General features: G+C 60.9%; 24 protein-coding genes. 12 read left to right on the top strand and 12 right to left on the bottom strand.

The window, feature by feature from the left end:
- The first annotated feature begins 11 nt into the window (after positions 1–11).
- The 6 genes from pstC (at position 12) to DW003_RS00405 (ending at position 6,149) form a co-directional block, all read left to right on the top strand.
- Positions 12–920: a phosphate ABC transporter permease subunit PstC gene (gene pstC, locus DW003_RS00430; protein ID WP_055252651.1), complete on the top strand. Its 909-nt coding sequence runs from the start codon at positions 12–14 to the stop codon at positions 918–920.
- Entirely contained in the window at positions 913–1,839 is a 927-nt protein-coding gene (gene pstA, locus DW003_RS00425) for a phosphate ABC transporter permease PstA (protein ID WP_233545411.1), read from the top strand. Before pstC ends, pstA begins: the two co-directional genes overlap by 8 nt.
- Positions 1,836–2,711 carry a phosphate ABC transporter ATP-binding protein PstB gene (pstB, locus tag DW003_RS00420; RefSeq protein ID WP_117564461.1) on the top strand — a complete coding sequence of 292 codons (876 nt, stop codon included), beginning with the start codon at positions 1,836–1,838 and terminating at the stop codon, positions 2,709–2,711. Before pstA ends, pstB begins: the two co-directional genes overlap by 4 nt.
- Before the next feature lie 203 nt (positions 2,712–2,914).
- Positions 2,915–4,774 (top strand): ABC-F family ATP-binding cassette domain-containing protein, encoded by a 1,860-nt coding sequence (locus DW003_RS00415; protein WP_118386967.1) that lies wholly within the window; start codon positions 2,915–2,917, stop codon positions 4,772–4,774.
- 6 nt (positions 4,775–4,780) lie between these two features.
- The gene (locus DW003_RS00410) at positions 4,781–5,551 is read left to right on the top strand and encodes a Cof-type HAD-IIB family hydrolase (protein ID WP_118386965.1); all 771 of its coding nucleotides are present in this window, start codon (positions 4,781–4,783) and stop codon (positions 5,549–5,551) included.
- Positions 5,552–5,759: 208 nt separating this feature from the next.
- Positions 5,760–6,149 carry a metal-dependent transcriptional regulator gene (locus tag DW003_RS00405; protein WP_055252669.1) on the top strand — a complete coding sequence of 130 codons (390 nt, stop codon included), beginning with the start codon at positions 5,760–5,762 and terminating at the stop codon, positions 6,147–6,149.
- A 279-nt stretch (positions 6,150–6,428) separates the two neighbouring features.
- On the opposite strand, the gene DW003_RS00400 is transcribed toward DW003_RS00405, so the two are convergent.
- The 5 genes from DW003_RS00400 to DW003_RS00380 form a co-directional block, all read right to left on the bottom strand.
- The gene (locus DW003_RS00400; protein WP_118386963.1) at positions 6,429–8,381 is read right to left on the bottom strand and encodes a heavy metal translocating P-type ATPase; all 1,953 of its coding nucleotides are present in this window, start codon (positions 8,379–8,381) and stop codon (positions 6,429–6,431) included.
- 100 nt (positions 8,382–8,481) lie between these two features.
- Positions 8,482–8,700, bottom strand: coding sequence for a cation transporter (locus tag DW003_RS00395; protein WP_006235433.1), 219 nt, complete (start codon positions 8,698–8,700; stop codon positions 8,482–8,484).
- 63 nt (positions 8,701–8,763) lie between these two features.
- The gene (locus tag DW003_RS00390; protein WP_117634970.1) at positions 8,764–9,129 is read right to left on the bottom strand and encodes a helix-turn-helix transcriptional regulator; all 366 of its coding nucleotides are present in this window, start codon (positions 9,127–9,129) and stop codon (positions 8,764–8,766) included.
- Positions 9,130–9,518: 389 nt separating this feature from the next.
- Entirely contained in the window at positions 9,519–10,640 is a 1,122-nt protein-coding gene (locus DW003_RS00385) for a hypothetical protein (protein ID WP_117817598.1), read from the bottom strand.
- Positions 10,641–11,281: 641 nt separating this feature from the next.
- On the bottom strand, positions 11,282–12,250 hold the full coding sequence (locus DW003_RS00380; protein ID WP_089572078.1) for a DNA polymerase III subunit epsilon: 969 nt from the start codon (positions 12,248–12,250) through the stop codon (positions 11,282–11,284).
- A gap of 171 nt (positions 12,251–12,421) precedes the next feature.
- On the opposite strand from DW003_RS00380, the gene DW003_RS00375 reads away from it, so the two are divergent.
- Positions 12,422–13,510 carry a putative manganese transporter gene (locus DW003_RS00375; RefSeq protein ID WP_118386962.1) on the top strand — a complete coding sequence of 363 codons (1,089 nt, stop codon included), beginning with the start codon at positions 12,422–12,424 and terminating at the stop codon, positions 13,508–13,510.
- Between the two features lie 164 nt (positions 13,511–13,674).
- Here DW003_RS00375 and DW003_RS00370 read toward each other — a convergent pair whose 3' ends face one another.
- Both DW003_RS00370 and DW003_RS00365 read right to left on the bottom strand, forming a co-directional pair.
- Positions 13,675–14,157 (bottom strand): DUF188 domain-containing protein, encoded by a 483-nt coding sequence (locus DW003_RS00370; RefSeq protein WP_118386960.1) that lies wholly within the window; start codon positions 14,155–14,157, stop codon positions 13,675–13,677.
- Complete coding sequence (locus tag DW003_RS00365; RefSeq protein WP_118386958.1) at positions 14,158–14,760, bottom strand: HdeD family acid-resistance protein; 603 nt, start codon at positions 14,758–14,760, stop codon at positions 14,158–14,160. It abuts the gene before it with no gap.
- 235 nt (positions 14,761–14,995) lie between these two features.
- Between DW003_RS00365 and DW003_RS00360 the strand changes: the two genes are divergently transcribed.
- The 3 genes from DW003_RS00360 to DW003_RS00350 all read left to right on the top strand — a co-directional run bounded on the left by DW003_RS00360 (position 14,996) and on the right by DW003_RS00350 (position 16,946).
- Entirely contained in the window at positions 14,996–15,667 is a 672-nt protein-coding gene (locus DW003_RS00360; protein ID WP_158573162.1) for a nitroreductase family protein, read from the top strand.
- Positions 15,668–15,750: 83 nt separating this feature from the next.
- Positions 15,751–16,293 carry a histidine phosphatase family protein gene (locus DW003_RS00355; protein ID WP_055252053.1) on the top strand — a complete coding sequence of 181 codons (543 nt, stop codon included), beginning with the start codon at positions 15,751–15,753 and terminating at the stop codon, positions 16,291–16,293.
- Between the two features lie 17 nt (positions 16,294–16,310).
- Positions 16,311–16,946, top strand: coding sequence for a histidine phosphatase family protein (locus DW003_RS00350; RefSeq protein ID WP_118386954.1), 636 nt, complete (start codon positions 16,311–16,313; stop codon positions 16,944–16,946).
- Positions 16,947–17,077: 131 nt separating this feature from the next.
- Here the strand turns inward: DW003_RS00350 and DW003_RS00345 are convergent, their stop codons facing one another.
- Entirely contained in the window at positions 17,078–17,758 is a 681-nt protein-coding gene (locus DW003_RS00345; protein ID WP_118386952.1) for a DUF1015 family protein, read from the bottom strand.
- A 39-nt stretch (positions 17,759–17,797) separates the two neighbouring features.
- Positions 17,798–19,018 carry a M20 family metallopeptidase gene (locus DW003_RS00340; protein WP_118386950.1) on the bottom strand — a complete coding sequence of 407 codons (1,221 nt, stop codon included), beginning with the start codon at positions 19,016–19,018 and terminating at the stop codon, positions 17,798–17,800.
- Between the two features lie 397 nt (positions 19,019–19,415).
- Here DW003_RS00340 and DW003_RS00335 point away from each other — a divergent pair, with 397 nt between their 5' ends.
- The gene (locus DW003_RS00335) at positions 19,416–20,222 is read left to right on the top strand and encodes a hypothetical protein (RefSeq protein ID WP_147352169.1); all 807 of its coding nucleotides are present in this window, start codon (positions 19,416–19,418) and stop codon (positions 20,220–20,222) included.
- Positions 20,223–20,569: 347 nt separating this feature from the next.
- On the opposite strand, the gene DW003_RS00330 is transcribed toward DW003_RS00335, so the two are convergent.
- From DW003_RS00330 to DW003_RS00320, 3 genes are all read right to left on the bottom strand, one after another.
- Positions 20,570–21,733, bottom strand: coding sequence for a phosphoglycerate dehydrogenase (locus DW003_RS00330; protein WP_118386946.1), 1,164 nt, complete (start codon positions 21,731–21,733; stop codon positions 20,570–20,572).
- A 72-nt stretch (positions 21,734–21,805) separates the two neighbouring features.
- Positions 21,806–22,930, bottom strand: a complete 1,125-nt coding sequence (serC, locus tag DW003_RS00325) for a 3-phosphoserine/phosphohydroxythreonine transaminase (RefSeq protein WP_118386944.1) — start codon at positions 22,928–22,930, stop codon at positions 21,806–21,808.
- A gap of 227 nt (positions 22,931–23,157) precedes the next feature.
- The gene (locus DW003_RS00320) at positions 23,158–24,759 is read right to left on the bottom strand and encodes a potassium/proton antiporter (protein ID WP_118386942.1); all 1,602 of its coding nucleotides are present in this window, start codon (positions 24,757–24,759) and stop codon (positions 23,158–23,160) included.
- 320 nt (positions 24,760–25,079) lie between these two features.
- Here DW003_RS00320 and DW003_RS00315 point away from each other — a divergent pair, with 320 nt between their 5' ends.
- Entirely contained in the window at positions 25,080–25,919 is an 840-nt protein-coding gene (locus DW003_RS00315) for a metallophosphoesterase (RefSeq protein ID WP_118386940.1), read from the top strand.
- Positions 25,920–26,026 lie beyond the last annotated feature (107 nt).

Below are 26,026 nucleotides of genomic sequence, written 5' to 3'. Positions count from 1 at the left end.
AAAGGTTTGCAATGGCAAAACAGCTGCCAAAGCGCGAGCTTGAGAACGTGGGCCTGGGCGTCACGGGTGCGTGCGTAGCGCTCGTGACGCTTGTCGTTGCCGCGCTCATCTTTATGGTCGCCCAAAAGGGCCTCTCGGCTTTTTTCAAGGACGGCGTCTCGATCGTCGAGTTTTTTACCGGTACCAAGTGGGACCTGGCCAACACGGCCGAAAACGGCCTGCCCTACACTGGCGCCCTTCCCCTGATCGTCACCTCGTTTGCGGTCATGGTGCTCTCCACGCTCATCGCACTGCCCATCGCCATCGGCTCTGCCATCTTTGCGGTCGAGATCCAGCCTAAGTTTGGCTCCAAGGTTTTTCAGCCGCTCATTGAGCTTTTGACCGGTATTCCCTCGGTCGTCTTTGGCCTGATCGGTTTTCACGTGGTCGTCGGCCTTATGAAGAGCGTTTTCCACGTGAGCACAGGCCTGGGCATCTTGCCCGGCGCCATCGTGCTGGCCGTCATGATTCTGCCGACGATGACCACGCTTTCGGTCGATGGCCTGCGCGCCGTGCCCGATAGCTACCGCCAGGGTTCGCTCGCGCTGGGCTACACCCGCTGGCAGACCATCTGGCACGTGGTGCTCAAGTCCGCCATGCCGTCGCTCATGACCGCAGTCATCCTTGGCATGACCCGCGCCTTTGGCGAGACGCTCGCCGTGCGCATGGTCATTGGCGGCATCGAGGCCATGCCGACGTCGCTGCTGTCGCCGGCGTCTACCATCACCACCACGCTCACCACGTCCATGGCGGTCTATGCCGAGGGCTCGGCCCAGGACGACGTCCTGTGGGCGCTCGGCCTGCTGCTGATGGGCATGAGCCTCATCTTTATCCTGATCATCCATCTCATTGGCCGCAAGGGGGCGAAGGCTCGTGGCTAGCACGCGCATCCATATCGACGAGGCGAGACTCGGGCGTGTCCAAAGGCAAGACCGTATCGCCACGGGCATGCTGACGGCGATTGTCGCCATCGTCATGCTTATCGTCGTCTCCATGGTGGCCTACATCCTGTTCGAGGGTATCTCGACGCTGTTCCAGCCGGGCTTTCTCACGCAGCCCGCACGCGCCAACGGAACGCAGGGCGGCGTGCTCTACCAGCTGTTCGACTCGTTCTATCTGCTGCTGATTACCCTGATCATCTCGGTGCCCATCAGCCTGGGCGGCGCGGTCTTCCTAGTTGAATACGCGCCCGACGGTCCCATTCGCGACATCGCCTCCACCGCCATCGAGACGCTGTCCTCGCTGCCCTCCATTGTCGTGGGCATGTTCGGCTTTCTGGTGTTCTCGGTGCAGCTGGGCTGGAAGTACTCCATCATCTCCGGCGCCGTCGCGCTTACCATGTTCAACATCCCCATCCTGGTGCGCGTGATCCAGCAGGCACTCGAGGACGTGCCGCAAGCCCAGCGCGATGCGTGCCTGGCCATGGGCCTCACTCGCTGGGAGGCCACACTGCACATCCTGATTCCCGAGGCCATGCCCGCCATCGTGACCGGCATCGTGCTTTCGGCCGGCCGCGTGTTTGGCGAGGCCGCGGCGCTGCTCTTTACCTCGGGCATGAGCTCGCCGGTCCGCCTCAACTTCTTGAGCTTTAACCTGTCGAGCCCCACCTGCGCCTGGAACGTGTTCCGTCCCGGCGAGTCGCTGGCCGTGCACATCTACAAGATCTATGGCGAGGGCAGCCCCGAGGCCCAGCAGATCGTCTGGGGCACCGCGGCACTGCTGATGATTTGCGTGCTGCTGTTTAACGTAGTCGCCCGTATCGTGGGCAAGCAACTGGCAAGGAAGATGACGGCCGAATGAGCGATATGAATGCAACGCCCGCAACCGAGGCGGCCACGTCCGACACCCCCCAGGACTTTCTGTCGAGCGTGGGGGAGAGCGAGAGGCGCGTGCGCGTGAGCGGCAAGGCCGTGAGCGACGAGGTCGTGCTCTCCGCCAAGGACGTCAACGTGTACTATGGCGACCACCATGCGCTGCACAATACGTCGCTCGACTTCCACAAGGGTGAGATCACGGCGCTCATCGGGCCTTCGGGCTGCGGCAAGTCGACCTTCTTGCGTAGCCTCAACCTGATGAATCGCGAGATTCGCCGCTGTCGCGTGGAGGGCGAGATCAACTACCGCGGGCGCAACGTGAACACCAAGACCGAGAACACGTACGAGCTGCGTCGCTCCATCGGCATGGTGTTCCAGCAGCCAAACCCCTTCCGCAAGTCCATTCGCGACAACATCACCTTTGCGCCCAAGCGCCACGGCATCACCGACCGTGACGAGCTCGACCGCATGGTCGAGGAGAGCTTGCGTGGCGCCGCGCTGTGGGACGAGGTCAAAGACAAGCTCGACAAGAGCGCCTACGCGCTTTCGGGCGGTCAGCAGCAGCGTCTGTGCATTGCGCGCACGCTGGCGCTCAACCCCGACGTAATCCTGTTTGACGAGCCCTGCTCGGCGCTCGACCCCATCTCGACGCTGGCGATCGAGGACCTCATGTCGTCGATCGTGGCCGACCGCGCCATCGTCATCGTGACGCACAACATGGAGCAGGCGTCGCGCGTGTCCAACCGCACGGCGTTTTTCTACATGGGCGATATGGTCGAGTACGACGAGACCGACGAGATTTTCCAACGGCCCAAGGATAAGCGGCTGAATGATTACCTCACCGGCATGTTCTCCTAGTCCGGGACATGCTTGAGGCCCGCGGCGGCCACGGTTGCCGCGGGACTGATTGGAGAGGCGGGTCATCTCTTGCGGGAGATGGCCCGCCTTTTTGTGTCGTGTGCTGGTGCGCTTGCCCAAAACCACCACGAAGGCGCCCGTCCCCTTTGTGGTGGTTTTCGCTATCATGGAGAACGTTGAATTTCTACGAAGGAGCAGGGCATATGGCGATTCTTTTGGGATGCGATTCCGTCAGCCTAGAGTTTCCCACCAAGCATATTTTCGATAGCGTGACGCTCGGCGTGGACGAGGGCGACCGTATTGGTATTGTCGGCAAAAACGGCGACGGCAAGTCGACGCTGCTGAGCGTGCTCGCCGGCACGCTGGAACCCGACGACGGCCGCGTGACGCACCGCCGCGGCACGACGATCGGATTGCTCGGCCAAAAGGACCAGCTTGTCGACACCGATACCGTGCATCATGCCGTCGTGGGCGACACGCCCGAGTATGAGTGGGCGTCGAGCCCCCGTACGCGCCAGATCCTCGCCGGCCTCATTAGCGATGTGCCCTGGGAGGGCATGGTAGGCGAGCTCTCGGGCGGTCAGCGCCGCCGCGTGGACCTCGCGCGCCTGCTGATCGGCGACTATGACGTGCTCATGCTCGATGAGCCCACCAACCATCTGGACATGCGCACCATCAACTGGCTTGCGCGTCACTTAAAGGCCCGCTGGCAGCGCGGTCAGGGCGCGATGCTCGTGGTCACGCACGATCGCTGGTTCTTGGACGAGGTCTGCACCAGCATGTGGGAGGTTCACGACGGCCAGGTCGATCCCTTCGAGGGCGGCTATTCGGCATATATCCTGCAGCGCGTGGAACGCGACCGCATGGCCGCGGTTACCGAGGAACGCCGTCGCAACATGGCACGTAAGGAGCTCGCGTGGCTGAGCCGCGGTGCCCAGGCGCGCTCCACCAAGCCCAAGTTTCGCGTGGATGCCGCTCGCGAGCTGATCGCCGACGTGCCGCCCGTGCGTGACGAGCTGGAGCTCAAGCGCCTGGCCGTGAGCCGCCTGGGCAAGCAGGTTATCGATGTGGTCGACGTGGACGCCGGCTATGCGGATACCGATGGCGCGCCCAAGCAGGTGCTCAACGACGTGACCTGGCTCATTGGTGCGGGCGACCGCTATGGTCTTTTGGGCGAGAACGGCGCCGGCAAGTCGACTTTGCTCGACGTGATCCAGGGCAAGATCGCGCCCCTGCGCGGCCGCGTGAAGATCGGCCAGACGGTGCGCTTTGGCGTGCTGTCGCAGCAGCTCGAGGAGCTCGAACCCTACATGGGCGACACGATCCGCGAGGTGCTCAGCCACTATAAGAAGTACTACGTCATTGACGGCAAGGAGACTTCACCCGAGAAGCTCTGCGAGCGTCTGGGCTTTACGACGCAGCAGCTCTGGAGCCGCATCGGCGATCTTTCGGGCGGCCAGCGCCGTCGCCTGTCGCTGCTGCTGACGATCCTGGACGAGCCCAACGTGCTCATCCTGGACGAGCCCGGCAACGACCTGGATACCGACATGCTGGCGATTGTCGAGGACTTGCTGGACGGCTGGCCCGGCACGCTGATTCTGGTGACGCACGACCGCTTTTTGATGGAGCGCGTGACCGACCAGCAGTGGGCGCTGCTCGACGGCCACCTGACGCATATGCCCGGCGGCGTCGACCAGTACCTGCGCCTGTGCAACGCCACCGCCGAGGGCGAGCCCGTGGGTGCACCGAGCGCCAAGACCGGTACGTTCGACACCGGTGCCGCGGCGGCTGCGGCCGAAAAGCCCAAGTCGAGCGGTCAGCCCAACGGCCTTTCCAATGCCGAGCGCCAAAAGCTCCGTCGTGAGGTGAGCTCGCTCGAGCGCAAGATGGAAACGCAGCGCGCTCGCGTGGAGGAGGCCGAGGCCGCCATGGCCCAGGTCGATCCCACCAACTACACGGCGCTGGGCGAGCAGCAGGCAAAGATCGACGAGGCCCACGCCGCCATGGACGAGCTGGAGATGGCGTGGCTCGAGGCGAGCGAAAAGCTTGAGGGCGAGGAGTAGGCGAGAATGATCAAAGCCGCGTTTTTCGATATCGACGGTACGCTGCTGAGCTTTAAGACCCACCGGATTCCGGCGTCGGCGCAGCAGGTGCTCGACAGCTTTCGCGAGCAGGGGATTGCGTGCGTGATCGCCACGGGCCGTCCGATCTACCAGATGCCGGACTGGCTGTTCGACCTGGGCTGGGATGCGTACATTACGCTTTCGGGCCAGCACTGCTTTGATGCCGAGGGGGTTTACCGCAGCTGCCCGATCGATCCGGACGACGTCGCGGTGATTGTGGACCAGGTGGCGCAGGGGCGCTACGACTCGCTGTGCATGCAGGGCGAGAACTCGTTTGTGAACCGCCTGTCCGAGCGCGTGGTGACGGCCGGCAGCAACGCGGGAATTGTCTACCACGAGGAGCCGTTTGAGCACGCCTTTGACGCGCCGGTCTACCAGTTTTGCGCCTTTGTGGATCCGGCCGACGAGCATATCGTGACCGACGCCGTGTCGCATTCGCTCACCACGCGCTGGTGCGACCTGTTCTGCGACATTATTCCCGCTAACGGCGGCAAGGACCTGGGTGTGGCAGCGACGCTGGAGCGCCTGGGTGTCGACGCGAGCGAGGCGATCGCCTTTGGCGACGGCGAGAACGACCTGTCGATGTTCTCGGCCGTGGGCACAAGTGTGGCCATGGGCAACGCGCAGGATACCGTGAAGGCCGCAGCGACCTACGTGACGACCGCCGTAGACGACGACGGCATCTACAACGCCGCGAAGCACTTTGGCCTCGTGTAGCTGCGACCCGGCACTTGGGGACGCTCCTTATCTGCCGGCAGCTGGGGACACTCCTTGCGGGGCGTTCCCATTTTGTTTTCATCTCGCACGTTTTGTGAAACGCGGCTAACTTTTTGGTCAATGCAGTAAGACATGGTCAACTTTTGCGGTAAAGTAAGCCAAGGAAAGTATCCAAAGGCTAACTAGCAATCATCGCGAAAGGCGGCCCATGGCCCTACGTGAATCCGGAGAAGACTATCTCGAATCGATCTACGTCCTATCGGAACGTCAGGGCATCGTGCGCTCGATCGACGTTGCCGAATACTTGGGCGTAACCAAAGCAAGCGTCTCTAAAGCCATGGCGGCCTTGGAGAGCACCGGCTACGTGGAGATGGGCAAACGCGACGTGCATCTGACGGAACGCGGTCTTGAGGTTGCCCGTCAAATGTGGGAGCGCCACTGCTTTTTTGTAGGTCTGCTAGAGGACGCAGGCGTAACGCCCGAGGTCGCGTCGCAAGAGGGCTGCCACATGGAGCACTGCCTGAGCGAGGAGAGCTTCGAGAAGCTAAGATCGATGCTGAGACGGGAAGATGTAGCGGGTCCAACAACAGAAGCCTAACTGACCCACAGTAGCGCGGAGTTCACGCAAAGCGCGAACCAGCGACCGGGACCAGCGGCCCTTTCGGCCAAGTCCATTTCAGCAAAGGAACCCCGCCAGCAAGCGATGCCCAAGAACCGCCAGCTGTGTCAATGCAGGCCGGGGCCGGGCTTGGTTTTGAAAACACTCCGCAGCGCGAGGCCCGCCTTTCCGTTGCTCCGCAGGAGCAAGAAAGACGGGCCTCATGCGCGAGGACGTTTTCAAAACCAAGCCCGGCCCCGGCCGGAGGGACCACGAGCGCTACAGGTTCTTGACACCCATCGCGCGCATGGCGTTCAGGATGGCGATGATCGCCACGCCCACGTCGCCAAAGACGGCAAGCCACATATTGGCGATGCCCAGCGCTGCCAGCACAAGGATGAGCAGCTTAATGCCCAGCGCAAAGATGATGTTCTGCCAAACAATCGACATGGTCTTGCGCGCCACGCGAATAGCGCGGGAAATGTCGGACGGCTTGTCGTCCATCAGCACCACGTCGGCGGCCTCGATCGCGGCGTCGGAACCCATGGCGCCCATGGCAATGCCCACATCAGCGCGCGTAAGCACAGGCGCGTCGTTGATACCGTCGCCGACAAAGGCGAGCTTGCCCTTGCCACTTTCGGCCGCGAGCAGCGCTTCAACACGCTCGACCTTGTCGCCCGGCAGCAGCTGCGCGTGGAACTCGTCGAGGCCGAGCTGCTTGGCCACAGACGCCGCAACCTCCTCGCGGTCGCCCGTGAGCATGACGGTGCGGTTGATACCGGCGGCATGCAGGTCGCGAATCGTTTGCTCCGCATCGGCCTTAACGGTGTCTGCAATCACGATGTGGCCGGCGTACACGCCGTCAACGAGCACGTGGAGGATCGTGCCGACAACCTCACAGTCCGGTGCTTCAACGCCGGCCGCGGCGAGCATCTTGGCGTTGCCAACGACGACGTGCTTGCCGTCGATGGTTGCCGTCACGCCGTGGCCCGCGTCGTTGGCGGAGTCGCTCACGCGCTTGGGGTCGACCTCGCCCTGGTAGGCGTCGCGCACGGACTGCGCGATGGGGTGATCGGAGAACGACTCAGCAAGGGCTGCGACTTCGAGCAGCGACTGCTCGGTATAGCCAGCCTCGGGGTGCACCGCGACGACTGAGAACGTGCCGTTGGTGAGGGTGCCCGTTTTGTCGAAGACGATGGTGTCCACGTCGGCGAGCGTCTCGAGGTAGTTGGAGCCCTTGATGAGAACGCCCAGCTTGGACGCGCCGCCGATGCCGCCAAAGAAACTCAACGGTACGCTGATCACGAGGGCGCACGGGCAGCTGACGACCAGGAAGGTCAGGCCGCGCAGGATCCAATCGGACCAAGCGCCAGTCACCAGGCCGCCGCCAAGCGCGAGCACCGCGGCAGCGCCAGTGACGGCGGGGGTGTAGACGCGGGCAAAGCGCGTGATGAAGTTCTCGGTGCGCGCCTTCTTTTCGCTGGCATTCTCCACGAGCTCCAGAACACGCGCGACGGTTGACTCGCCAAAGGGCTTGGTGGTGCGCACGTGGATGAGGCCCGTCATGTTGATGCAACCGCTGATGATATCGTCGCCGGTCTTGGCCGGGCGGGGGACCGACTCGCCCGTGAGTGCGGCGGTGTCGAGCTGGGTTTCGCCCTCGACGATGACGCCGTCGATAGGCACGCGCTCGCCGGGCTTGACCACGATCACGGTGCCGACGGCGATGTCATCGGGAAAGACCTGTTCGAGTGTGCCGTCGGCTTGCTCGACGTTAGCGTAGTCGGGCGCGATGTCCATCATGGCACTGATCGACTTGCGGCTCTTGCCCACGGCGTATGCCTGGAACAACTCGCCGACCTGGTAGAACAGCATGACAGCGGCGCCTTCGGCCATGTGCGGGTCGGTGTCGGGGAAGAGCACCATGGCAAACGCGCCGATGGTCGCGACGGCCATGAGGAAGCTCTCGTCGAAGGCCTTGCCGCGGCGGATGTTATTGAATGCCTTTTGCAGTACGTCGTAGCCGGCAATCAAAAACGGCAGGAGGGACAGCACAAAGCTGGCGTAGATGTCGCCCGGGGTGCCGAATGCGGCGGTGAGGGTGCCGAGCTCATCGAGGGCGTACACCACGGCAAAAATGCCTAGCGCTACCAGGATGCGGTTGCGCTTATGCTCGAGTGACTCTTTTTTCTTGCGCTTCTTCTTTTCCTTTTTGGGGTCGGCGGTGGCCATGACTCGTATCCTCCCATTTGAATGTATGAACACTCGCTCATATAATTTCGCGAGCAAAGGCCGCGGCAAGCGCGGCCTTGCAGGTTGGCGTAAACCTGGGCTAGAGAATGATCTCGCAGTCCGGCTCGGCATCGGCGGTGAACTCAACGACGCGGTCCAGGACCTCGTCGAACTCGGCGTCGTCGGCCTCGAGCGTCAGCTTCTGGGTCATAAAGTTGACCGAAACGGACTTGACGCCATCGAGCTTAGCCAGCTCGTCCTGAAGTTCACGCGCGCAGTTGGCGCAATCGATCTCGTCGAGCTTAAACTGCTTTTTCATGGTGGGTTCCTTTCCCTGTGTTAGCGGTCTGGGTGCCGGCCGCGCTGATACCGTGGTTGATTGCTATTCGCAGATATGGCTCATGCCCTGGTTGAGCATGGTGTAGACATGATCGTCGGCGAGCGAGTAGAGAATGTTGCGGCCGTCGCGGCGGAACTTGACCAGGTGCGACTGCTTAAGCGTGCGCAGCTGGTGCGACACCGCAGACTGCGAGGTCGCGGTCGCTTCGGCGATGTCAGCCACGCAGAGCTCGCGACCCATGAGGGCATAGAGAATCTTGATGCGTGTGGTGTCGCTGAAGACCTTGAACAGGTCGGCCAGGTCGTACAACAGCTCCTCGTCGGGAAGGTCCTCGGGCGAGCAGCTGGTGGGAATCACGGGCTCGGTGGCCTCGATGTCGGGTTTCGTTTCATCAACGCGGATGCTCATTGCAATATCCTTTCATATGAACATGCGCTCATATAACTTACTTCCGATTATATGAGCGCATGTTCATATGTCAATACAATTTACGTTAATTTCGATGACTGCTTGCCGCCTCTGCGATTTTCTGCGGGTTGGGAGACATCGACGCAATGCTCGCCAACATATTTCGAGATGTTCGGCCAGCATGCTAAGAAAGCCACCTTGAGAAGCATTAGAACTGTTCATATTTGTACTTTATCGTGTTGAATACCGCGAGAATCAGTTCTTCCTCTACGGGAGTTCCTGCAGAATCAGTTTTATCTAAAGTTATATTGAGCATTGCTGCAGCCAATCTGGCACATCGGTGGCCGAATAAGTCGAAAAATGTAGGTGGACATCCGCAGAGATCGCCTTTAGAAGAGCGAATTCTCAATTAGATCAATAATCGTGTCGTCTTCCGTGCGGTTTTCATCGATTTTTGCGAACATGTCGCATTCCCAAGGCCCATTGATTTCCTCAGCAAGGGCCCCGACGTGTTGCATGTCGTCGGGTTCTGGTACATCGTTGATGCTCGGGTCATCAGCTTGCGGATATTGGCTTGCAATTTCGCGCTTGGCGGCCTCTTCTTCTTTGAGTGTCTCCAGGACGCGGCGACCGTATTCGAAGTAGCGCCGCAAGACAAATTGACGAAGAGTTTCTTGCAGGATGGCGAAGTTATCCGGGAGTCGACCGGGCCATATCTTCTCGCGAATGCGAATCGCTTCCATGACCCGCCTAAAAGCGGACTGCTTGAAAAACGAATGACGACTAACTGTGATAACGGCATATCCCATGTTTCGCAGCGTGTTTCGGCGTTCCTCGTCAATTGATTGCTGTTCGGGCTCGTCGTGGTAAAAGCCGTTGTATTCGATATCGGTCATCGAATTTTCGAGCAGCGCGTCGAGGTAGAAAACCGTCCGTCGCGTTAGGGCGGCGTATCTTTTGGGGACTGGGATCGGATAGTCCGTTTTGATAGCGCGTATGGCTAAGCCACCCATTGACTTGGGCATTGTCAGCATCATGACAAACGCCGTTTCGAGTGGGGAGCGACAGCCTTCGCGTACATAAGAAAGTGCCTTAAGTGCTTTATTAGATCCACGATACCCCGATGCCTCTGAAAAGAAGGCTCTGAGCTCTTCAACGCTGGTTAGGGCTGGGCGCTCGCGATATTGAGTTTCGTCGGACGTTCCAAGCGCGTAGGAGCCGCAGATTTCAAAGTAATACTCAACGAGCTCCGAAAGGTTGAGGTCGGCTGCTGCTTCTAACGCGCACAGCTTGATATCGACGATGTAGACGTTCGGCTCGAGTTCTAGGTAGCTTTCTGCATCAAACGTATAGCGCGTGCAGTGGCAGATGCAGCCCTTGCGGTGCCTTTTGGCATTATTGGAAAACGTCAGCACATGGATGCTTTCAGAATCGACATTCTTTCTGTTGAGCCATGCTCGCGCCGCTTCCAGGTTGGACGTGGTCGGCGCAGACACCTTGATCTTTTCCATAGATATGGGATCGGTCGCGTGGCTTGCGAGCGAGTTGACTGTTTGGTATACAGCGCGTGCCGTGGTATGTGACAGAACGATTCCCATACGCGCATGATGGCATAGCGGACGCCATATACGCTCGAAACTTCGGGCAACGGTATTGGGGCGCGGCTTATCTTCTGCGAACGGTGGGTTTTTGAGCTGTCGTATTGAGGGGGGGGCAGCTTCGGCTGGGGAGGTTTCTGTCGGCTGCCCCATTTTGGTGAACTTTAGTTGCGGATTCGTAGCTTCTAAGCGTTTTTGCCGACCGCTCAGATGCCTCACCAACATAATTTGAGTTATTCGGCCTTATCCTATACGAATGGTGCGATCGCAACGTCCTATTCGAATTGATTCAGGTAGATTTATAGGGCTTGGTTGCGAAATTGGGGCGACTATAGCGCTCGATTGCGGTTCAAGGGGCCTTAACTAGTGGTTCAGCTGGCCGAACAACTCGAAAAATGTAGGTGGGCCAACCTGCCGACTATGTGAAGCACGCGTATTTGCTCGTTTTGATGAAAACTAGGGTGCAGCCATAAGGCTGCGCCCTAGTTTACTGCGTGCCGGTGTGCCCAGACGGATTGCGCTGTGCCTGGCAGGCGCTCCCGCAGATGGATCGGTTATTTCGCGAATAGGTTCTTGAGGTTGAACTCGGCTTGGACGGTGCGGAGCATGAGGTCGGTGTCGTCCAAGCCCAGGTGCTGCTCGTTGGCGTCGGCGGCGAGGGTTCCACGGCGGCGCGCCCAGTTCTCGAGCGCGGCTGGGGCGGACTCGCGGGGGAGCGAGCGCACGTCGGCGTCCAGGCTGCGGCAGATCTGGCGCGAGTCGATGACGATGATCTTGCCGGCGCGGCGTGCCTCGGCGTAGCCGTCCAGGTGGATCTTGAACCAGCTGTCCTCAAAGGCGGCGTTGTGTGCCATGTACGGGTACTTCTTCATAAGCTTGAGCAGCTGCTTTTGCAGCTCTTTGTTCTCGCGGAACGGCTTTTTGCCGTCGATGTCGTCCCAGGTGATGTGGTGGATATTCGACAACGGCACATCCTCGCCGCGGTAGATGTCGGGCAGGCCGCAGTAGTGTGCCTCGGCGTCATGCGGGACGGCGTCGCTGGTGAGCTCCATGATCTCCCAGCCCACGTTGATGATATAGCCGCGCTCGGGTGCACGGCCGGTGGTCTCGATGTCGATACCGAGCACGGTGCCCTGGATGGGCTTGCGGGCGTAGGCCACGCCGAGCGCGTCGCGGTCGCCGCGGATTTCGCGCATAACGGACGCGGCGGTGCGCTTTTGCATCTTGCCGATGGCGGCGCAGGTGTCGGCATCGGACAGGCCGCGCGAGAGCGTCGCGGGCGTCACGTTGCGCAGACGCGCCTCGCCAATCTGGTCGCACAGGTCGCGGTTGCGGTCGGCCAGGTCGCGCACGGTGGCAAAGTCGAAGCCGGGGTCGCCCTCGGCGGTAAAGTACTCGGTCTCGAGCACCTTGAGGGCCTCCTCGCCCTTCTGGCGCTCGGACTCCATGGCGCCGTGGTCGCCGTAGATAAACATGGGGATAAACGGCTGGCGCTCGTATTCGAGTGCTTGCGATACGTTCATATGCTACTCCTTGGACGGGCCGCGTTGTGCGGCTCGAGGTTACTGAGTTATGGCGAGATGATAGTTTACCATAGGCAACTATTGGCACCGCGCCCGGGACAACTACAATACCCTAGTTGACCGCTAGGACTTTTACAATGCTGCCGAAAGACACGAAAGGTTCCATCCGTCATGGATTTACTGATTGATATTCTGCTCGACGCCGGCAAGGACACGCTGTCGCTGGTGCCGTTTTTGTTGGTGACGTATCTTGCTCTCGAGACACTTGAGCACGTTGCGGGCGACCGCGTCAACGGCGCTATCAAGCGCGCCGGCGCTGCGGGTCCCGTGGTTGGCTCGCTGCTGGGCATGGTGCCGCAGTGCGGATTTTCGGCCATGGCAGCAACGCTGTACGCCGGCCGTGTCGTGACCTTGGGCACGTTGGTGGCGGTGTTCCTTTCGACCTCCGATGAGATGCTGCCGCTGTTGCTTGCCGAGCAGGTTCCCGTGCAGACTATGGCGATGCTTTTGGCTTCGAAAGCGCTGATCGCACTGGTCACGGGTTTTATCGTGGACGCTGCCATTCGCGGCCTGCGCCGTAACGCCCGCGCGCACGCGGCGATTCGCCGTACCGTGCTGGGAACCGCGGCCAACCCGGCCCACGTGAACTGCGCGCACGACGACCACAGCGGCGGTGACATCATCGGCGAGGTGGCCGAGGCAGGCGTGAGCGCCGACCACATCCACGAGCTGTGCGAGCGCGACCATTGCGGTTGTGATGAAGACGAGGACGAGCACGAACACGGACATGGCCACGATCACGGTCATGAGGGCGAACATGAACACCATGATGGTCACGGTCACTCTCACTCCCACGAAGGGACGCCTGTCCTGTCGATCATCCGCAGTGCGATCTCGCACACCGTGCAGGTCTCGGTATTCATTTTTCTGGTGACGCTGATTCTGGTCGCCGTGCTCGAGACGTTCGGCGAGTCCGCGATCGAGCAGTTCCTGCGCGGCAACGAGACACTCGCTGTCCTGGGTTCGGCGCTTGTCGGGCTGATTCCCAATTGCTCGGCGAGCGTGGTCATTACACAGCTGTATCTGGAAGGCGCGCTGCAACTGGCGCCGATGCTCGCCGGCACGCTCATTTCCGCCGGCGTGGGTTATCTGGTGCTGTTCCGCACCAACCGCAGCGCCCGCGAAAATGCCGTGTTCCTGATCATGATGTACGTCATCGGCGCTGGCTGGGGCCTCATCCTCTCCGCCGTTGGCCTCTAAGTAGGCCTAAAAAATGGGCTTCAAATAGCCATGCTCAGCGCCTGCGCAATGCGGCGACGCATGGCATTTTGAAGCCCGTTTTTTGTTGAGCCATGGATTCCGAGCGCTCACACCGCTCAAAACAAAAAGGTAGATTTTAGGCATGTCTCAAAAATCTACCTTGGTTAGTGCAGCAACTCGGTGAGGTTGCGTTTAAAGCGGGCGCGGTCTTCGCTGGTAAATGCTGCCGGACCGCGAGTGCGTCCGCCGGCGCGGCGTACCTTCTTTTCCTCGTGGCGAATAAACAGCTGCATGTCGATAGTCGCCTTGTCGTACGCGCGCCCGCGCACACCGATGGCGGCGGCATCGCGCCCGAGCACCATGCTCGCCAAGCCAATGTCCTGCGTCACGACCACGTCGCCCGCCTGCAGGCGTTCGACAATGGCAAAGTCGGCGCTGTCGGCGCCCACGCTCACGTCGAGCGTCGTGACCCAAAAGCCGCGTCGCGCGTGCTCGGCATCGCGCGGGTCGTCGCGGCGAATGTGTCGTTCCAGGTTTTGCGTGCTGTTGCCGGCGATAACAACGGCGACGCCCGCCCGCCGCGCGCAGTCAATCGACTCGCGCGTGACCGGGCAGGCGTCGGCATCAATAAAGAGCGTTCGCGGCATCTAGTGCACCAGTTTGCCAAATTGAATGGCGCGAACAATGAGCGTTACGCCAAACACCAGCAGCGCGGCGCCACTAAAGATGACAAGCATCTTGGCCGACCACAGCGGATAGATAAACACGAACAAGCCGGCGATGATGGAGAGTGCACCGCTCAGGATGGCAAGGGCGCGGTTGGACGAAAGCTCGGACTCCAGAATGGACATGACACCTTCGACAATCCAGCCAAAGCCGGCCACGATAACCACCATCGTGGTGAGTGTCGCGGTCGAGAAGGCCTGGTTGCGCAGGATTATGACGCCGCCCAGGATAATGAGTAGGTTGGAGATGATGCTCGTCACGCGCCAGCCAGTGGGCAGCAGCGGCTCAAAAATGGCAGTGAACAGCCTGATGGCAGCGGTGATTACAAAGTAAAAACCCAGGACGGTCGTCAAAAAGACGAGGGACTTGGCGGGTGCAAAAAGCAGCGCGATGCCAGCAATGAGCGCCACGACGCCCGTGATGGCGTAGATCCAGCGCACGGCCTTGACGGCTTTGCCCGCCATACTTTTCTCGTCAAATCCAAACTGGCTCGATTTTTGGTCATCGTTCCTAAAGATACCCATAACGTCTCCTTTCCGTGCGGCGTAAGCCTTGATCGTTACAACCAGTATCGCCTAAAGGCGCTGGCGTATGGGTCGGGGAGGGCGAAACGTAACCCAAAGGCCCCGAATTGTTTCCGTTGTTCCCCACGTCGCGATTTTCTATTCAACAGGTGTAGAACATTGCAGCCCTGTTCGTTATTGCCTACGTTTTGGGTTAGATTCTCCTAAGAACAATTGCCCGAAATTGGGGGTCCCTATGAACGAAGCAGTTCCCGAGGCGCCGGTAAGCGCTGAGTCGATGGCAAAGCAGGGTTGCGAAAAGCTCGGTCTGGAAGCGTTTGATGCGCTGGTCCGTCGTGCCCGTACGTGCCGTCGCTTTGACGAGTCTATGCGCGTGCCGCGCGAGTTTTTGCTCGAGCTGGCGGAACTGGCGCACCTGGCTCCCTGCGGCGCCAATGCTCAGCGTCTGCGCTTTCACGTGGTGAGCGGTGCCGAGGATTGCGTGCGTGTATTTGATGAGCTTGCATGGGCCGGCGCGTTTAAGGATTGGCCGGGTCCTGCCGAGGGCGAGCGCCCGACCGGCTATATCGCGATTCTGGCCGAGCGCGCCGTTCCGGGCAAGCCTGCCGCTCCCATTACCGAGGTCGACACGGGCATTGCCGCGCAGACGATGATGCTCGCCGCCCGCAGCGCCACGCCCGAGGTGGCAGCCTGCATGTTCAAGGCCTTTACGCCCCGCGCGATCGAAGCCATGGGGCTCAATAACGACAAGTATGAGCTCAAGCTGATCATGGCGTTTGGCGTTCCGGCCGAGACACAGGTGATCGATGCGATCGATTCCAACCCCGACGGCTCCATCAATTATTGGCGCGACGAGGCGCAGGTGCACCACGTACCCAAGCGTCCGCTTGCCGACGTGCTGCTGTAGTTGTGCGTCGTTGCGGTGCAATCCGGCGGCAAAATCACCACAAAGGCTCCTGTCCCCTTTGTGGTGGTACGAGGGGAGGGTGTGTGGCAGATCTGTATTTGGTGCGGCATGGGCAGACTGAGCTCAATGTGCAGAGCATTTTGCAGGGCTGGCACGATTCGCCGCTTACGGCGCGCGGGCGCGAGCAGGCGCTGACGGCGCGTACGGCGTTTGCGGCGCGTGGCGTGGCCTTTGATCATGTGTATTCCTCGCCGTTGGGCCGGGCGCGGCATACGGCCGAGCTTATCGTTGGCGAGGGCCGTTCCATTGAGCTGGTCGATGACCTGCGTGAGTGGCATTTTGGCTCGCTGGAGGGCACATCAAATCGCGAGATGCCGCCGCAGCCCTGGGGCGATTATCCTGTTGCCTTTGGCGGCGAGTCGGAAGTGCAGCTTCAGTCGCGCATGGTCGCGGCGCTGTCCCGTATTATGGCCAGGCCGCAGCACGACTGCGTGCTGGCGGTTTCCCATGGCTCAGCCTGCCAGGAGTTTCTTGAGTATGTGACTGGCGGGGGAGAGCTGCCCGACAACGGTGCCGTGCTTCATTTTGGCTATTGCGACGGGGCGTTTTCGCTCTTGGGCTGGTAACGAACGAAAGGACCCCTATGAATAAAGATCTGTATCTGGTCCGTCATGGACAGACGATATTCAACCTTAAGCGTATCATTCAGGGGTGGAGTGATTCGCCGCTTACGCAGTTGGGTTGCGACCAGGCGGCGCGCGCCGGCATGTTTTTACGTGCGCGCGGCATTGAGCCCGATCATGCCTACACCTCCACGCTTCATCGCACCGAGCAGACTATCGCCAACTTGTGGCCGGGCTTGGCGTACGAGCGCCTGGACGGCCTGCGTGAGTGGTTCTTTGGCGACTTTGAGGCCGAGCGCGTGATGCTCATGCCCGAGCGCCCGTGGCGCGATTTCTATCGTCAATTTGGCGGCGAGGGCCAGATCCAGGTGCGCGAGCGCATGGTGGCGACGCTGACCGAACTCATGCAGCGTCCGGACCATACGTGTGTGCTCGCGGTAAGCCATGGCTCGGCTATCAAGGAGCTTATGGATCACGTGAAGGGTGCGGCGGCCGACGAGCGCGATCGCGTGCCGGGCAACTGCTCGGTGCTGCACTTTGCGTTTGACGACGAATCCGACACGTTTGAGTTGGTCGAAGTCTTTACGCAGGAGGATTACGCGCGCGAGCTGGGGCTTGAACCGCTTGTAGCGGCAGTAGGCCCGCAGCGCGGGTAGCGCTGGCGTTGCGGCGCGGTTTGCCGGCGAAATTGTTTGATGCGAAAGGGGCGGGGATGCATGCACGGGCATTGCATCCCCGCCCCTTGTTTGTTTGGATGCTGGGTTTTCCAGCTTCGCGTTTGAGTCCGCTAGAACCGTGAGATCTGGTGAGTGAGCAGACCCGTCGGAACCTGCGGCGCGCCGCCGCTGACCTGCGCGGCGGGGAAGAGCGCAGCTACGGCAAAGTTGAACGGCTCTTTGCCGGTGTGCGTTCCGGCGGCACGGGCCTCATCGGCCAGAATCTGCGATGCCCCAGCCAGTGCGGCGGCATAGGCGGAGTCACCGGCGAACACGGGGTCGGGTGCCTGATCGAGCATGGCACGGATGGCAGCAACGGCGTCCTCGCGCTTGACCTCCCACACACGGTGCGTAATGCCGGCGGGGTCGGTGACGGCATAGAGCGACGCGCCTTCTTTGGCGGCGCCGAGGATGATATCCATGACGGGCGAGGCTTCGTAGGCGAGCGTTACAGGGCGAGGCTGCACCTTAAGCTCGGCGATTGCGCGGGCGGCTGCGGCCGCATCTGCGGAGGACGCGTTGTCGTCCGTCAGTACACCAACCGGGCAAATTGCCACAACGCCCGTCACGCGTCCCAGCTCTCCCGAACACTCGTACACGTAATACGCCGCGCCTGGATCCTTGAGCATTAGGCCGTCAGCAATGGCGCCGCGCAGGGCGTCGTTGCCGCTCAGGATACCGCCCATCGCAGGCAGCGCCTCGAGCACGCGGTCCTGAGCTGGGCGGATGCAGGGAAACGGAAGTGCTTTCATGGGCGGTCCTAACGCGCGAGTCGGTTTGTTCGCGGCTTATTATGCCCCAACTTGGCCGCTTGCGTCCCAGAGCGTGTTATCGGCAAGCGCGATGAGCACGTTTTGGCAGCGAACGATATCGGCATGGGGCACATACTCGTTGGGCTTGTGCGCGAGCGCCAACGAGCCGGGGCCGTAGCTCATACAATTGCGGTTGCCTGTCTTGCCGGCAATGACGGCAGTGTCGGTGTAGCCGGTAAAGAAGCCGACGGTCGTGTCCGTGCCCGTCACATCGTCTGCTGTGCACTTGAGCGCAGCTAGAAGGGGAGAGGCCGGATCGCGCTCGATGGCGGGGCGGTCGCCTGTCACGGTATAGCTTCCATGGCAGCCTGGGACCGCGGCTTCGGCGGCGACAATGGCCTGCTCTACCATGCGCGTCGCGGCGGCCGTATCGGTCGGCGGGGTCAGGCGCATATCGACCCAGACCTTAGCGTGGTCGGGCACGACATAGGGACGGTAGCCACCCTCGATCTGTCCAAACGTGATGGTCGATGGCCCCAGCTCCTCATGTAAAGGCAGCGTCGCAAACGTGCGACGAAGCGAGCACACGACCTCGGCTATGGCGGCGACGGCGTCGGCGCCCTTCCAAGGCTGGCTTGCATGAGCCGTGACGCCGGCCATCTCGATCTCGAACCACGTGCGACCCTTGTGCGCCACCTGGATCTGCCCGTCGGTGGGCTCGGTGTCCAGCACCCATTCGCGCGAGCCGACCCAGCCAGCATCGATCGCGGCCTCTGAGCCGCGCATGAAGTCTTCCTCGTCGACCGAGCAGATGAGCGAAAAGCCGCGGCGTGGCAGCGCGCCATCCGCCGCCACGCGCTCGAGCGTATGGACCAGTGCGGCAATGGCGCAGGCCAGGCCACCCTTCATATCGCAGGCACCGCGGCCATAGAGTTTATCGTCGCGCACAACCGCCCCAAGCGGTTCGATGTCTGCGTCCCAGCCATCGCCCAAGGTGACGGTATCCATGTGGCAGATATAGATCAGCCGCGGCTCGTCGCTTTGGCCCGGCACGGTGACTTTAAGGTTGCGGCGCCCGGGCAGCACTTCGAGCTCCTCAATCTGCACGGCATCGAGCGCAGAACTATCAAGTTGTGCCAGCTGCTGCTCAATGAGCCTCTTAATGAAGCGCTCAATTTCATCCTCATACGCGCCCGGGTCTGAGCTGTCGATCCGCACGAGCTCCTGCGCAAGCCGCCAGGCAAAATCCTCATCAACCATATGCAACCTCACAATCAGTTTGCTTTCCAAACCGATTGTAAGCCTCCTGAGAGATCCGCGACGTGGGCGTGGCAGTATTTACCGTTCGCAGGCCGAGCCAGCGCGTTTGCCGTCCGAGCGGGTTCACAAGCGACGCAGCGGGTACGTACCCTTCATGGACGACATGCTGTGCGACATATCTGCCTTTCGGTATCACCGGATACCTCCACAGGTCTTGGCAATAATGCCGGACCTGCCCGATTCTGCGGACGATCCGCGCAGGGAGCACCTATGTGAGCATCCGCTCGTCACGCATTTCCTGGGCACCCCGTTACACGTGTTGGCGCAGGGCAGCTGCGGACGTAAGGGCGATCGCATTGTCAGGCATGTTTGGAACGGGGAGAGGCCGTTTGATTCCATGCGACAGACAGAGTTTGGCCTCGATGTCGCGTCCCCGCTCTTTACCCTGCTGACCCTGGCTTCCTCGGTCTCAAACGAGCGTTTAATCATGTGCATGTATGAGATGTGCGGCACCTTTGCCGTGTGCAAGATTGCGCCTCAGGTAAAGTCGGCACTTGAGCAGGCATATGGGAGCCGATGGAGTGACGCACGGTCGGGCTGGGAAAACGTAAAGGATGTCTCGGGGAATCCAACGGACTTGTGGAAACGACCTCCCTTGATCGAGCTCTCTGAGCTTACAGAGTTCGTCGATAAGGTCCGGGGGCTCCGCGGCGCTAAATCGTTCATACGAGCCGCGAAATGCATTACGGGGGTGGCGGCATCGCCGCTCGAGGTCCAGGCTTCGATGCTGTTTGGCCTTACGAGGTTGCGCGGCGGCGAAGGGCTGCGCCTTACCAATAACGTCGAGATTCGCTTGACGCACAGCGCCCGCCTGATTTCGGGGCTTGATAGGCGCTATGCCGATATCCTGCTGGCAAATAAGGACGGCAGCCGAGAGTGTCTGGTTGAATGCCAGGGTAAAGCCATTCACGGATCCATTGAATCCAAGATTTCGGACTCCGATCGAACGACGGCGCTGCAAGCGATGAGATACCCCGTCATTCTGATGACCTATGGTCAGCTGGCCGACTCCGATGCCTTCCGCGTGGTGATGGAGCTCATCATGTCCTATCTCGATGTGCCGCTGAAAGACAAGACGCCGCGACAGCAGGAGCTCGAACGGCGGCTTCGTGAGGAGATTTTTATCGATTGGGCAGGAATGTAGCCGCGCGGGTGGAAAACGGTCGCGCGGACTAGAGTTTTGGTCACAAAAAGACTTATATTTCGCCTTGGAGGGGCCTTAAAAATGCTATCTAGAATAAGTTGTTTCGGAAAATGGACAGTCAACTTACATTCGGCACATAGAGATCGATTTTTACCTACTAAAGTCCCTGATAAAGCTGTTTATCAAAGCGGGTGTGCTTAGCGACTTGAGCCTCACTATCGATTATCTGAAAAAACTTGTTCTGGGTATCATTTTAAAGTCGTCCGGAGCAACAAAATCGGCCCCCGTTTCGTGAAAACGGGGGCCGAATGGGCTTCGTGGTCTGTCTGGCAGGATTGGCGCCGGCGCTATTTAATCACGCGCACACGATACATCGACGGAATTTGCTTAAGTGCCTCGATCGTGCTGCCGTCCAGGTGCTCATCGGTGTCGAACATGGTGTAGGCGTTCTCGCCAGCGGACTCGTTGGTCATGCGCTGCACGTTGGCGTTGTCCTTGGCGAGAATGGCCGTGATCTGGCCGATCATGTTGGGCACGTTGGCATGCAGGCAGGCAATGCGGCTTGCGGCGCGCGCCTTGCCCATGCTGCAGGCGGGGTAGTTGACGCTGTGCGCGATGTTGCCGTTTTCCAGGTAATCCTTGAGCTCGCTGATGGCCATGTCGGCGCAGTTGGCCTCGGCCTCGCCGGTGCCGGCGCCCGAATGCGTGGTGATAAACGTGTTGGGCATCTTGACGGTCTTGGGCGTGGCAAAGTCGCAGCTAAACCAGCTGAGCTTGCCCGCGCGCAGGGCGGCGTCGACGGCGTCCTCGTCAATGATGGTCTCGCGCGCGTAGTTGATGAGCACGGCGTCCGGGGCCAGCAGGTCGATCTGCTCGGTGCTGATCATGCCGATGGTATCGGCCTTGCTGGGCACGTGCACGGTGAGGTAGTCGCAGCCGCGGCAGAGGTCCTCGAGCGTGCCCACGCGCTGCACCTCACGACTCAGCACCCATGCGTGCTCGACGGAAATGAACGGGTCGTAGCCGTAGACGTCCATGCCCAGATCGACACAGGCGTTGGCGACCTTGGAGCCCACGTTGCCCAGACCGATGACACCGATGCGCTTGCCCTTGAGCTCGCGGCCCACAAAGGCCTTCTTGGCCTTTTCGGCATCGACCTGAATCTCGGGGTCGTCGGCGTTGTTGCGCACCCAGTTCATCGACTGCACGACGCCGCGGCTCGAAAGCACCAGCATGCCCAGGACGAGCTCCTTGACGGCGTTGCTGTTGGCACCGGGGGAGTTAAAGACGACGACGCCCTTCTTGGCGTACTCCTCGACGGGGATGTTGTTGACGCCGGCGCCGCAGCGGGCGATGGCGCGGATGCCCTCGGGCAGCTCGTAGCCGTGCAGGTCGGTGGAGCGCATCAGGATGGCGTCGGCCTCCTCGGCGGTGCCCACAAACTCGTAGCCCTCGCCAAACTCGACTTTGCCGTCTTTGGTGATGTCGTCGATAGTCTTAATCTTACGCATGGAAAAACTCCTTAGCAGGTTTTGATCTAAACAGGGTGGTTTGAGATGGCTGGTCGGCCCGCGCGTTGCGGGCTAGTTAGATCGCGGACTCAAACTATGCTGCGCTTCGAAGTCCTTCATGTACGAGGCAAGTGCCTGCACGTCTTCCATGGTTACGGCGTTGTAGACGCTGGCGCGCATGCCGCCCACCAGGCGATGGCCCTTGACGTTTTGAATCTGGTGCTTGGCCGCGCCTGCGACAAAGGCCGCGTCGAGCTCGGCGTCGCCGGTGCGGAAGGTGACGTTGGCGATGGAGCGGCTGTCGGCCTGCGTGGCGCCATGGAACAGCTCGCTGTGCTCGAGCAGGTCATAGAGCAGGTTGGCTTTGGCCCAGTTGCGCTCGGCCATGGTTGCGAGCCCGCCGGTCTGCTCCACCCAATGGAACACCTTGCCGCATACGTAGATGCCAAAGGTGTTAGGCGTGTTGAGCATGGAGCCCTTGGCGGTCTGGGTCTTAAGGTCCATGTACTGCGGCGTCTGCGCAAAGGCGGGGCCATCTGCGATGAGATCGTCGCGCACGATGACCACGGTCACGCCCGCGGCGCCGGCGTTTTTCTGAGCGCCGGCGTAGATGAGTCCGTAGCGCTCGACGTCGAGCGGCTGCGACAGAAAGCAGCTCGAGACATCGGCGACCAGCGGCACATCGCCGCAAGCGGGCAGCTCGTGGTACATGGTGCCAAAGATGGTGTTGTTCTGGCAGATGTAGACGTAGTCGAGCCCTTCGCCCGCGGCCTCGGCGGCAATGCGCGCGTTGATGTCGGCCATGTCGGGGATGCGGTCGAAGTTGGTGTCCTCGGAGCTCGCGAGCAGCACGGCCTCGCCATATTTGGCGGCCTCCTTGTACGCCTTGTTGGCAAAGTTGCCGGTGACGACGTAGCCGGCGCGGCCGCGGCGCATGAGGTTCATGGGGATGCCCGCAAACTGCAGCGTGGCGCCGCCCTGCAAAAACAGGACACGGTAGTTGTCGGGGATACTCAGCAGGCGGCGCAGGGTTGCCTCGGCGTCGTCGATAATCTGCTGGTACATACTAGATCGATGACTCATTTCGAGCACGGACATGCCGCAACCGCGGTAGTCCATCATCTCGTCGGCGATCTCGGCAAGCACGCTGGTGGGCAGTGCGGCCGGGCCTGCTGAGAAGTTGTGCACACGTGCCATCTTCTAGGTCCCCCTCGGAGTCGTTTGAACGTTCGGGATACTTTAGCACAGTGGAGCGCCGGGCGCGACCGCATCACGGTAAAACTCGAGTGCGCCGCTATGATTTACAGGATGGTTACATGGGGGAGAGGTGCTTTACTTCTCGGGCAAATCCAAATCTGCGAGCGAAGGCATGAGGTTCTCTAGGCGCTTGATTTCTTCGTCGCAAATTAGCTAACCCCTGGTCACTACGACGCGAGCGTGGCGATGACGGCTTCGTCGCCGGCGTATATTAGGGTGTCGCCGTCGGGGATGATGGTTTGGCCGTCGCGCTTGAGCATCACCACGATAAACGGGTGCTTGCCCTGCGGCACGTCGCGCAGGCGCTGACCGGCCAGGCGACCGTGGGGCGTCACGGTGACCTCGCGCAGCGTAACCTCGGCACGCTCTTCGAACGTTGGGGCTGCCATCACCAGAAGGTCGCCTTCCTCGATGACGGTATCGCCGTTGGGCAGTACCGGGTGCGCCCCGTCGCGCAGCACCAAGACCACGAGCATGTCCGTCGCGCTGCCAATATCGGCGAGCGAGCGCCCGGCAAACGGATGGCCAGCGCCCACCTTGAGCTTTACAAACGACATGCCGTCCTCGTCGTGGTAGTCGTTAAAGGTGCGGCGCACGTCGCCGGCCGCATCGATCATATCGAGTTTCTTCGCCACCGCCGGCAGTAGCGAACCCTGCACCACAATGCTCGATACGGCAATCACAAACACCAGGTCAAATAGGTCGTGTCCGCCGGGAACGCCGGCCACCACAGCAAAGAGGCTAAAGACGACCGAAGCCGCGCCGCGCAGACCCGCCCAGCTTACGAGCGCGACTTGGCGAGGATTGGTCTTAAAGGGCGCCAACAGCAGGCCGACGGCGATGGGGCGGCTCACGAAGAGCATAAACGCCATGAGCGCCAGGCCCGGCAACAGCATTTGCGGCAGGCGTGCGGGCGTCACGAGCAGGCCGAGCAAGAAGAAGATCGTCATCTCGGCCATCTCGGTAAGGGTGTCAAAGAAGTGCGCCATCTCGACCTTGCCGGTGATGTCGCTCGCACCCAGCACAGTGCCTGCCAGGTATACGGACAAAAAGCCGTTGCCGCCCAGATAGCTCGGCAGCGCGTAGGCGACGATCGCCACGGCGAACAAAAAGATGGTCTGCGCGCCCTCGGCCGTTGCGTGTGCGCGTTCAATCAGGCGGCTGGATATCCAGCCGATGGCAAGGCCCAGCCCCACACCCAGGATGATCTGCTTGGCCAGCAGCACGGGAATATCGATGTTGCCGCCCGCCGCGAGGGTTGCGAGCACCGCGGTGAGCATGTAGGCGACGGGGTCGTTGGAGCCGGATTCGACCTCGAGCAGCGAGTCGGTGCCGCCCCTCAGCGACAGGTTGTGTTCGCGCAGCACGCTAAAGACGCTCGCCGCATCGGTCGACGCCACGACCGAGCCCAGCAGCATGCCGCCGATCCAGTCGAAGCCCAGCGCGAAGTGTGTGAACACGCCGGTGATGCCGGCGGTGACGACGACGCCGAGCGTGCTCAACAGTACCGCCGGTGCGGCGACAGGTTTGGCACGATCGATATTGGTGTTAAAGCCGCCGTAGAACATGATGAATAGTAGCGCCGTGCTGCAGACGGTTTCGGTAAGTGCGTAGTCGCTAAAGTCGATGTGCGCCGGGCCGTTGACACCCAGCAGCATGCCGAGCGCGATAAAGATGAGCAGGGTGGGGAAGGGGAGCTTTTTTCCGACGGGCTTGATGGTCAGGCACAAAATGATGACGAGGCCGATAAAAAGAAGGATCTGGTTCATGGATAGTGTCCGCTCCTGGGTGGTTGGCGTGGCACGGTCAGTTATCTGCGGTTATTTGTACCCAAAGGTGGTGGGTTTATGGGGGCGGATTGCTGACATGCGCATTTTCGACACGAGGCCGGGGCGGGGGCGGCGCTGGGCGGGGTGTTGATGCTGGTGACGCGGTATTTCCGGGGTGTGCGGGCGGCCGCTTGTGGCCGTTGGCTGCGCCGGCACTTTCCAGCTTTATTGCAACGGAGTACAATGGGTAACGTTTAAGTTCAACTTGAAGTTTTAGTCGTGGCATCGGGCTTCGGCCGTAATGCAGGGAAAGGCGTTCCATGGCGATCTATGTGACATCTGATGCTCACGGGCACGTGCGCGCGCTGGACGAGGCCCTTTCCAAAATCTCGCTGACGTCCGACGACACGCTGTATGTGCTGGGCGACATGATCGACCGCGGTCCCGATCCGGTCGGCGTCATCAACTTGGTGCGGTCGCTGCCCAACACTCGCGTGCTTAAGGGCAACCACGAGCAGATTATGCTCGACGCGATCATTGGTCAGGACCTGCTCGATGCCGAGACCTGGGATATCAACGGCGGTTGGACCACGCGCCAGCAGCTCAACGAAATGGAATTTGAGGCGTACGAGGAACTGGTGCGCTGGATGGCCGGGCTGCCGCTCTATGCGGTGGTCGAGACTGCCGAGCGGCCGTACCTGCTGGTGCACGCCGGCATTCAGGCCGAGGCGGCGCGTGCGTTTTTGCTTGAGCATGGTGTCGATTGCGGCGACGGCAGGGGAGCGGTCGATGCCGATAGCGAGTTGCTACAGCAAATGCTCGCCGTGCAGTCGTCTGATGACTTGCTCTGGATTCGTCACGGCTACTGGGATGCTCCGACGGGGCTGCTTTCTGCCGAGGGCAAGGGTCCGGTCGTGGTGAGCGGCCACACGCCCACGGTATCGCTGGGGCGCTATTGCGAGGTTGGCGGTTTGGCGGGACTCGACGAGGAGTCGGGCCGCGGGCAGATTGTGCGCTTGGGTGGCGAGGGTGCCGCCGGCGTGCCCGATCGTATCGATATTGACTGCGCGGCGGCCACCGGTTCCGAGTTCGGCCGCGTTGGCATCCTGCGCTTGGACGACGGGGCGGAGTTCTACGCAAACATCAACCCGGGCGAATAAACGCTGCAAGGGGTAGCTAATTTGGGACGGGGTCTTTTTGACTACTTTTGTCCTTCTGCCCACCAAATGATTTTTCTGGGACGGGGATTAAATAATCATTTGGCTGC

Source organism: Collinsella sp. AF36-3AT (genome assembly GCF_003475205.1).
GTDB classification, from domain to species: domain Bacteria; phylum Actinomycetota; class Coriobacteriia; order Coriobacteriales; family Coriobacteriaceae; genus Collinsella; species Collinsella aerofaciens_AF.
The sequence above is the reverse complement of the archived record's forward strand: the minus strand, read 5'-3'. Positions and strand labels throughout refer to the sequence as shown.

What these genes read in the sequence shown, in the direction of transcription:
- pstC (WP_055252651.1), top strand. Translation starts at nt 12, where the DNA reads ATGGCAAAACAGCTGCCAAAGCGCGAGCTTGAGAACGTGGGCCTGGGC.
- pstB (WP_117564461.1), top strand. Translation starts at nt 1,836, where the DNA reads ATGAGCGATATGAATGCAACGCCCGCAACCGAGGCGGCCACGTCCGAC.
- DW003_RS00415 (WP_118386967.1), top strand. Translation starts at nt 2,915, where the DNA reads ATGGCGATTCTTTTGGGATGCGATTCCGTCAGCCTAGAGTTTCCCACC.
- DW003_RS00410 (WP_118386965.1), top strand. Translation starts at nt 4,781, where the DNA reads ATGATCAAAGCCGCGTTTTTCGATATCGACGGTACGCTGCTGAGCTTT.
- DW003_RS00405 (WP_055252669.1), top strand. Translation starts at nt 5,760, where the DNA reads ATGGCCCTACGTGAATCCGGAGAAGACTATCTCGAATCGATCTACGTC.
- DW003_RS00400 (WP_118386963.1), bottom strand. Translation starts at nt 8,381, where the DNA reads ATGGCCACCGCCGACCCCAAAAAGGAAAAGAAGAAGCGCAAGAAAAAA.
- DW003_RS00395 (WP_006235433.1), bottom strand. Translation starts at nt 8,700, where the DNA reads ATGAAAAAGCAGTTTAAGCTCGACGAGATCGATTGCGCCAACTGCGCG.
- DW003_RS00390 (WP_117634970.1), bottom strand. Translation starts at nt 9,129, where the DNA reads ATGAGCATCCGCGTTGATGAAACGAAACCCGACATCGAGGCCACCGAG.
- DW003_RS00385 (WP_117817598.1), bottom strand. Translation starts at nt 10,640, where the DNA reads ATGGAAAAGATCAAGGTGTCTGCGCCGACCACGTCCAACCTGGAAGCG.
- DW003_RS00380 (WP_089572078.1), bottom strand. Translation starts at nt 12,250, where the DNA reads ATGAACGTATCGCAAGCACTCGAATACGAGCGCCAGCCGTTTATCCCC.
- DW003_RS00375 (WP_118386962.1), top strand. Translation starts at nt 12,422, where the DNA reads ATGGATTTACTGATTGATATTCTGCTCGACGCCGGCAAGGACACGCTG.
- DW003_RS00370 (WP_118386960.1), bottom strand. Translation starts at nt 14,157, where the DNA reads ATGCCGCGAACGCTCTTTATTGATGCCGACGCCTGCCCGGTCACGCGC.
- DW003_RS00365 (WP_118386958.1), bottom strand. Translation starts at nt 14,760, where the DNA reads ATGGGTATCTTTAGGAACGATGACCAAAAATCGAGCCAGTTTGGATTT.
- DW003_RS00360 (WP_158573162.1), top strand. Translation starts at nt 14,996, where the DNA reads ATGAACGAAGCAGTTCCCGAGGCGCCGGTAAGCGCTGAGTCGATGGCA.
- DW003_RS00350 (WP_118386954.1), top strand. Translation starts at nt 16,311, where the DNA reads ATGAATAAAGATCTGTATCTGGTCCGTCATGGACAGACGATATTCAAC.
- DW003_RS00345 (WP_118386952.1), bottom strand. Translation starts at nt 17,758, where the DNA reads ATGAAAGCACTTCCGTTTCCCTGCATCCGCCCAGCTCAGGACCGCGTG.
- DW003_RS00340 (WP_118386950.1), bottom strand. Translation starts at nt 19,018, where the DNA reads ATGGTTGATGAGGATTTTGCCTGGCGGCTTGCGCAGGAGCTCGTGCGG.
- DW003_RS00335 (WP_147352169.1), top strand. Translation starts at nt 19,416, where the DNA reads ATGCGACAGACAGAGTTTGGCCTCGATGTCGCGTCCCCGCTCTTTACC.
- DW003_RS00330 (WP_118386946.1), bottom strand. Translation starts at nt 21,733, where the DNA reads ATGCGTAAGATTAAGACTATCGACGACATCACCAAAGACGGCAAAGTC.
- serC (WP_118386944.1), bottom strand. Translation starts at nt 22,930, where the DNA reads ATGGCACGTGTGCACAACTTCTCAGCAGGCCCGGCCGCACTGCCCACC.
- DW003_RS00320 (WP_118386942.1), bottom strand. Translation starts at nt 24,759, where the DNA reads ATGAACCAGATCCTTCTTTTTATCGGCCTCGTCATCATTTTGTGCCTG.
- DW003_RS00315 (WP_118386940.1), top strand. Translation starts at nt 25,080, where the DNA reads ATGGCGATCTATGTGACATCTGATGCTCACGGGCACGTGCGCGCGCTG.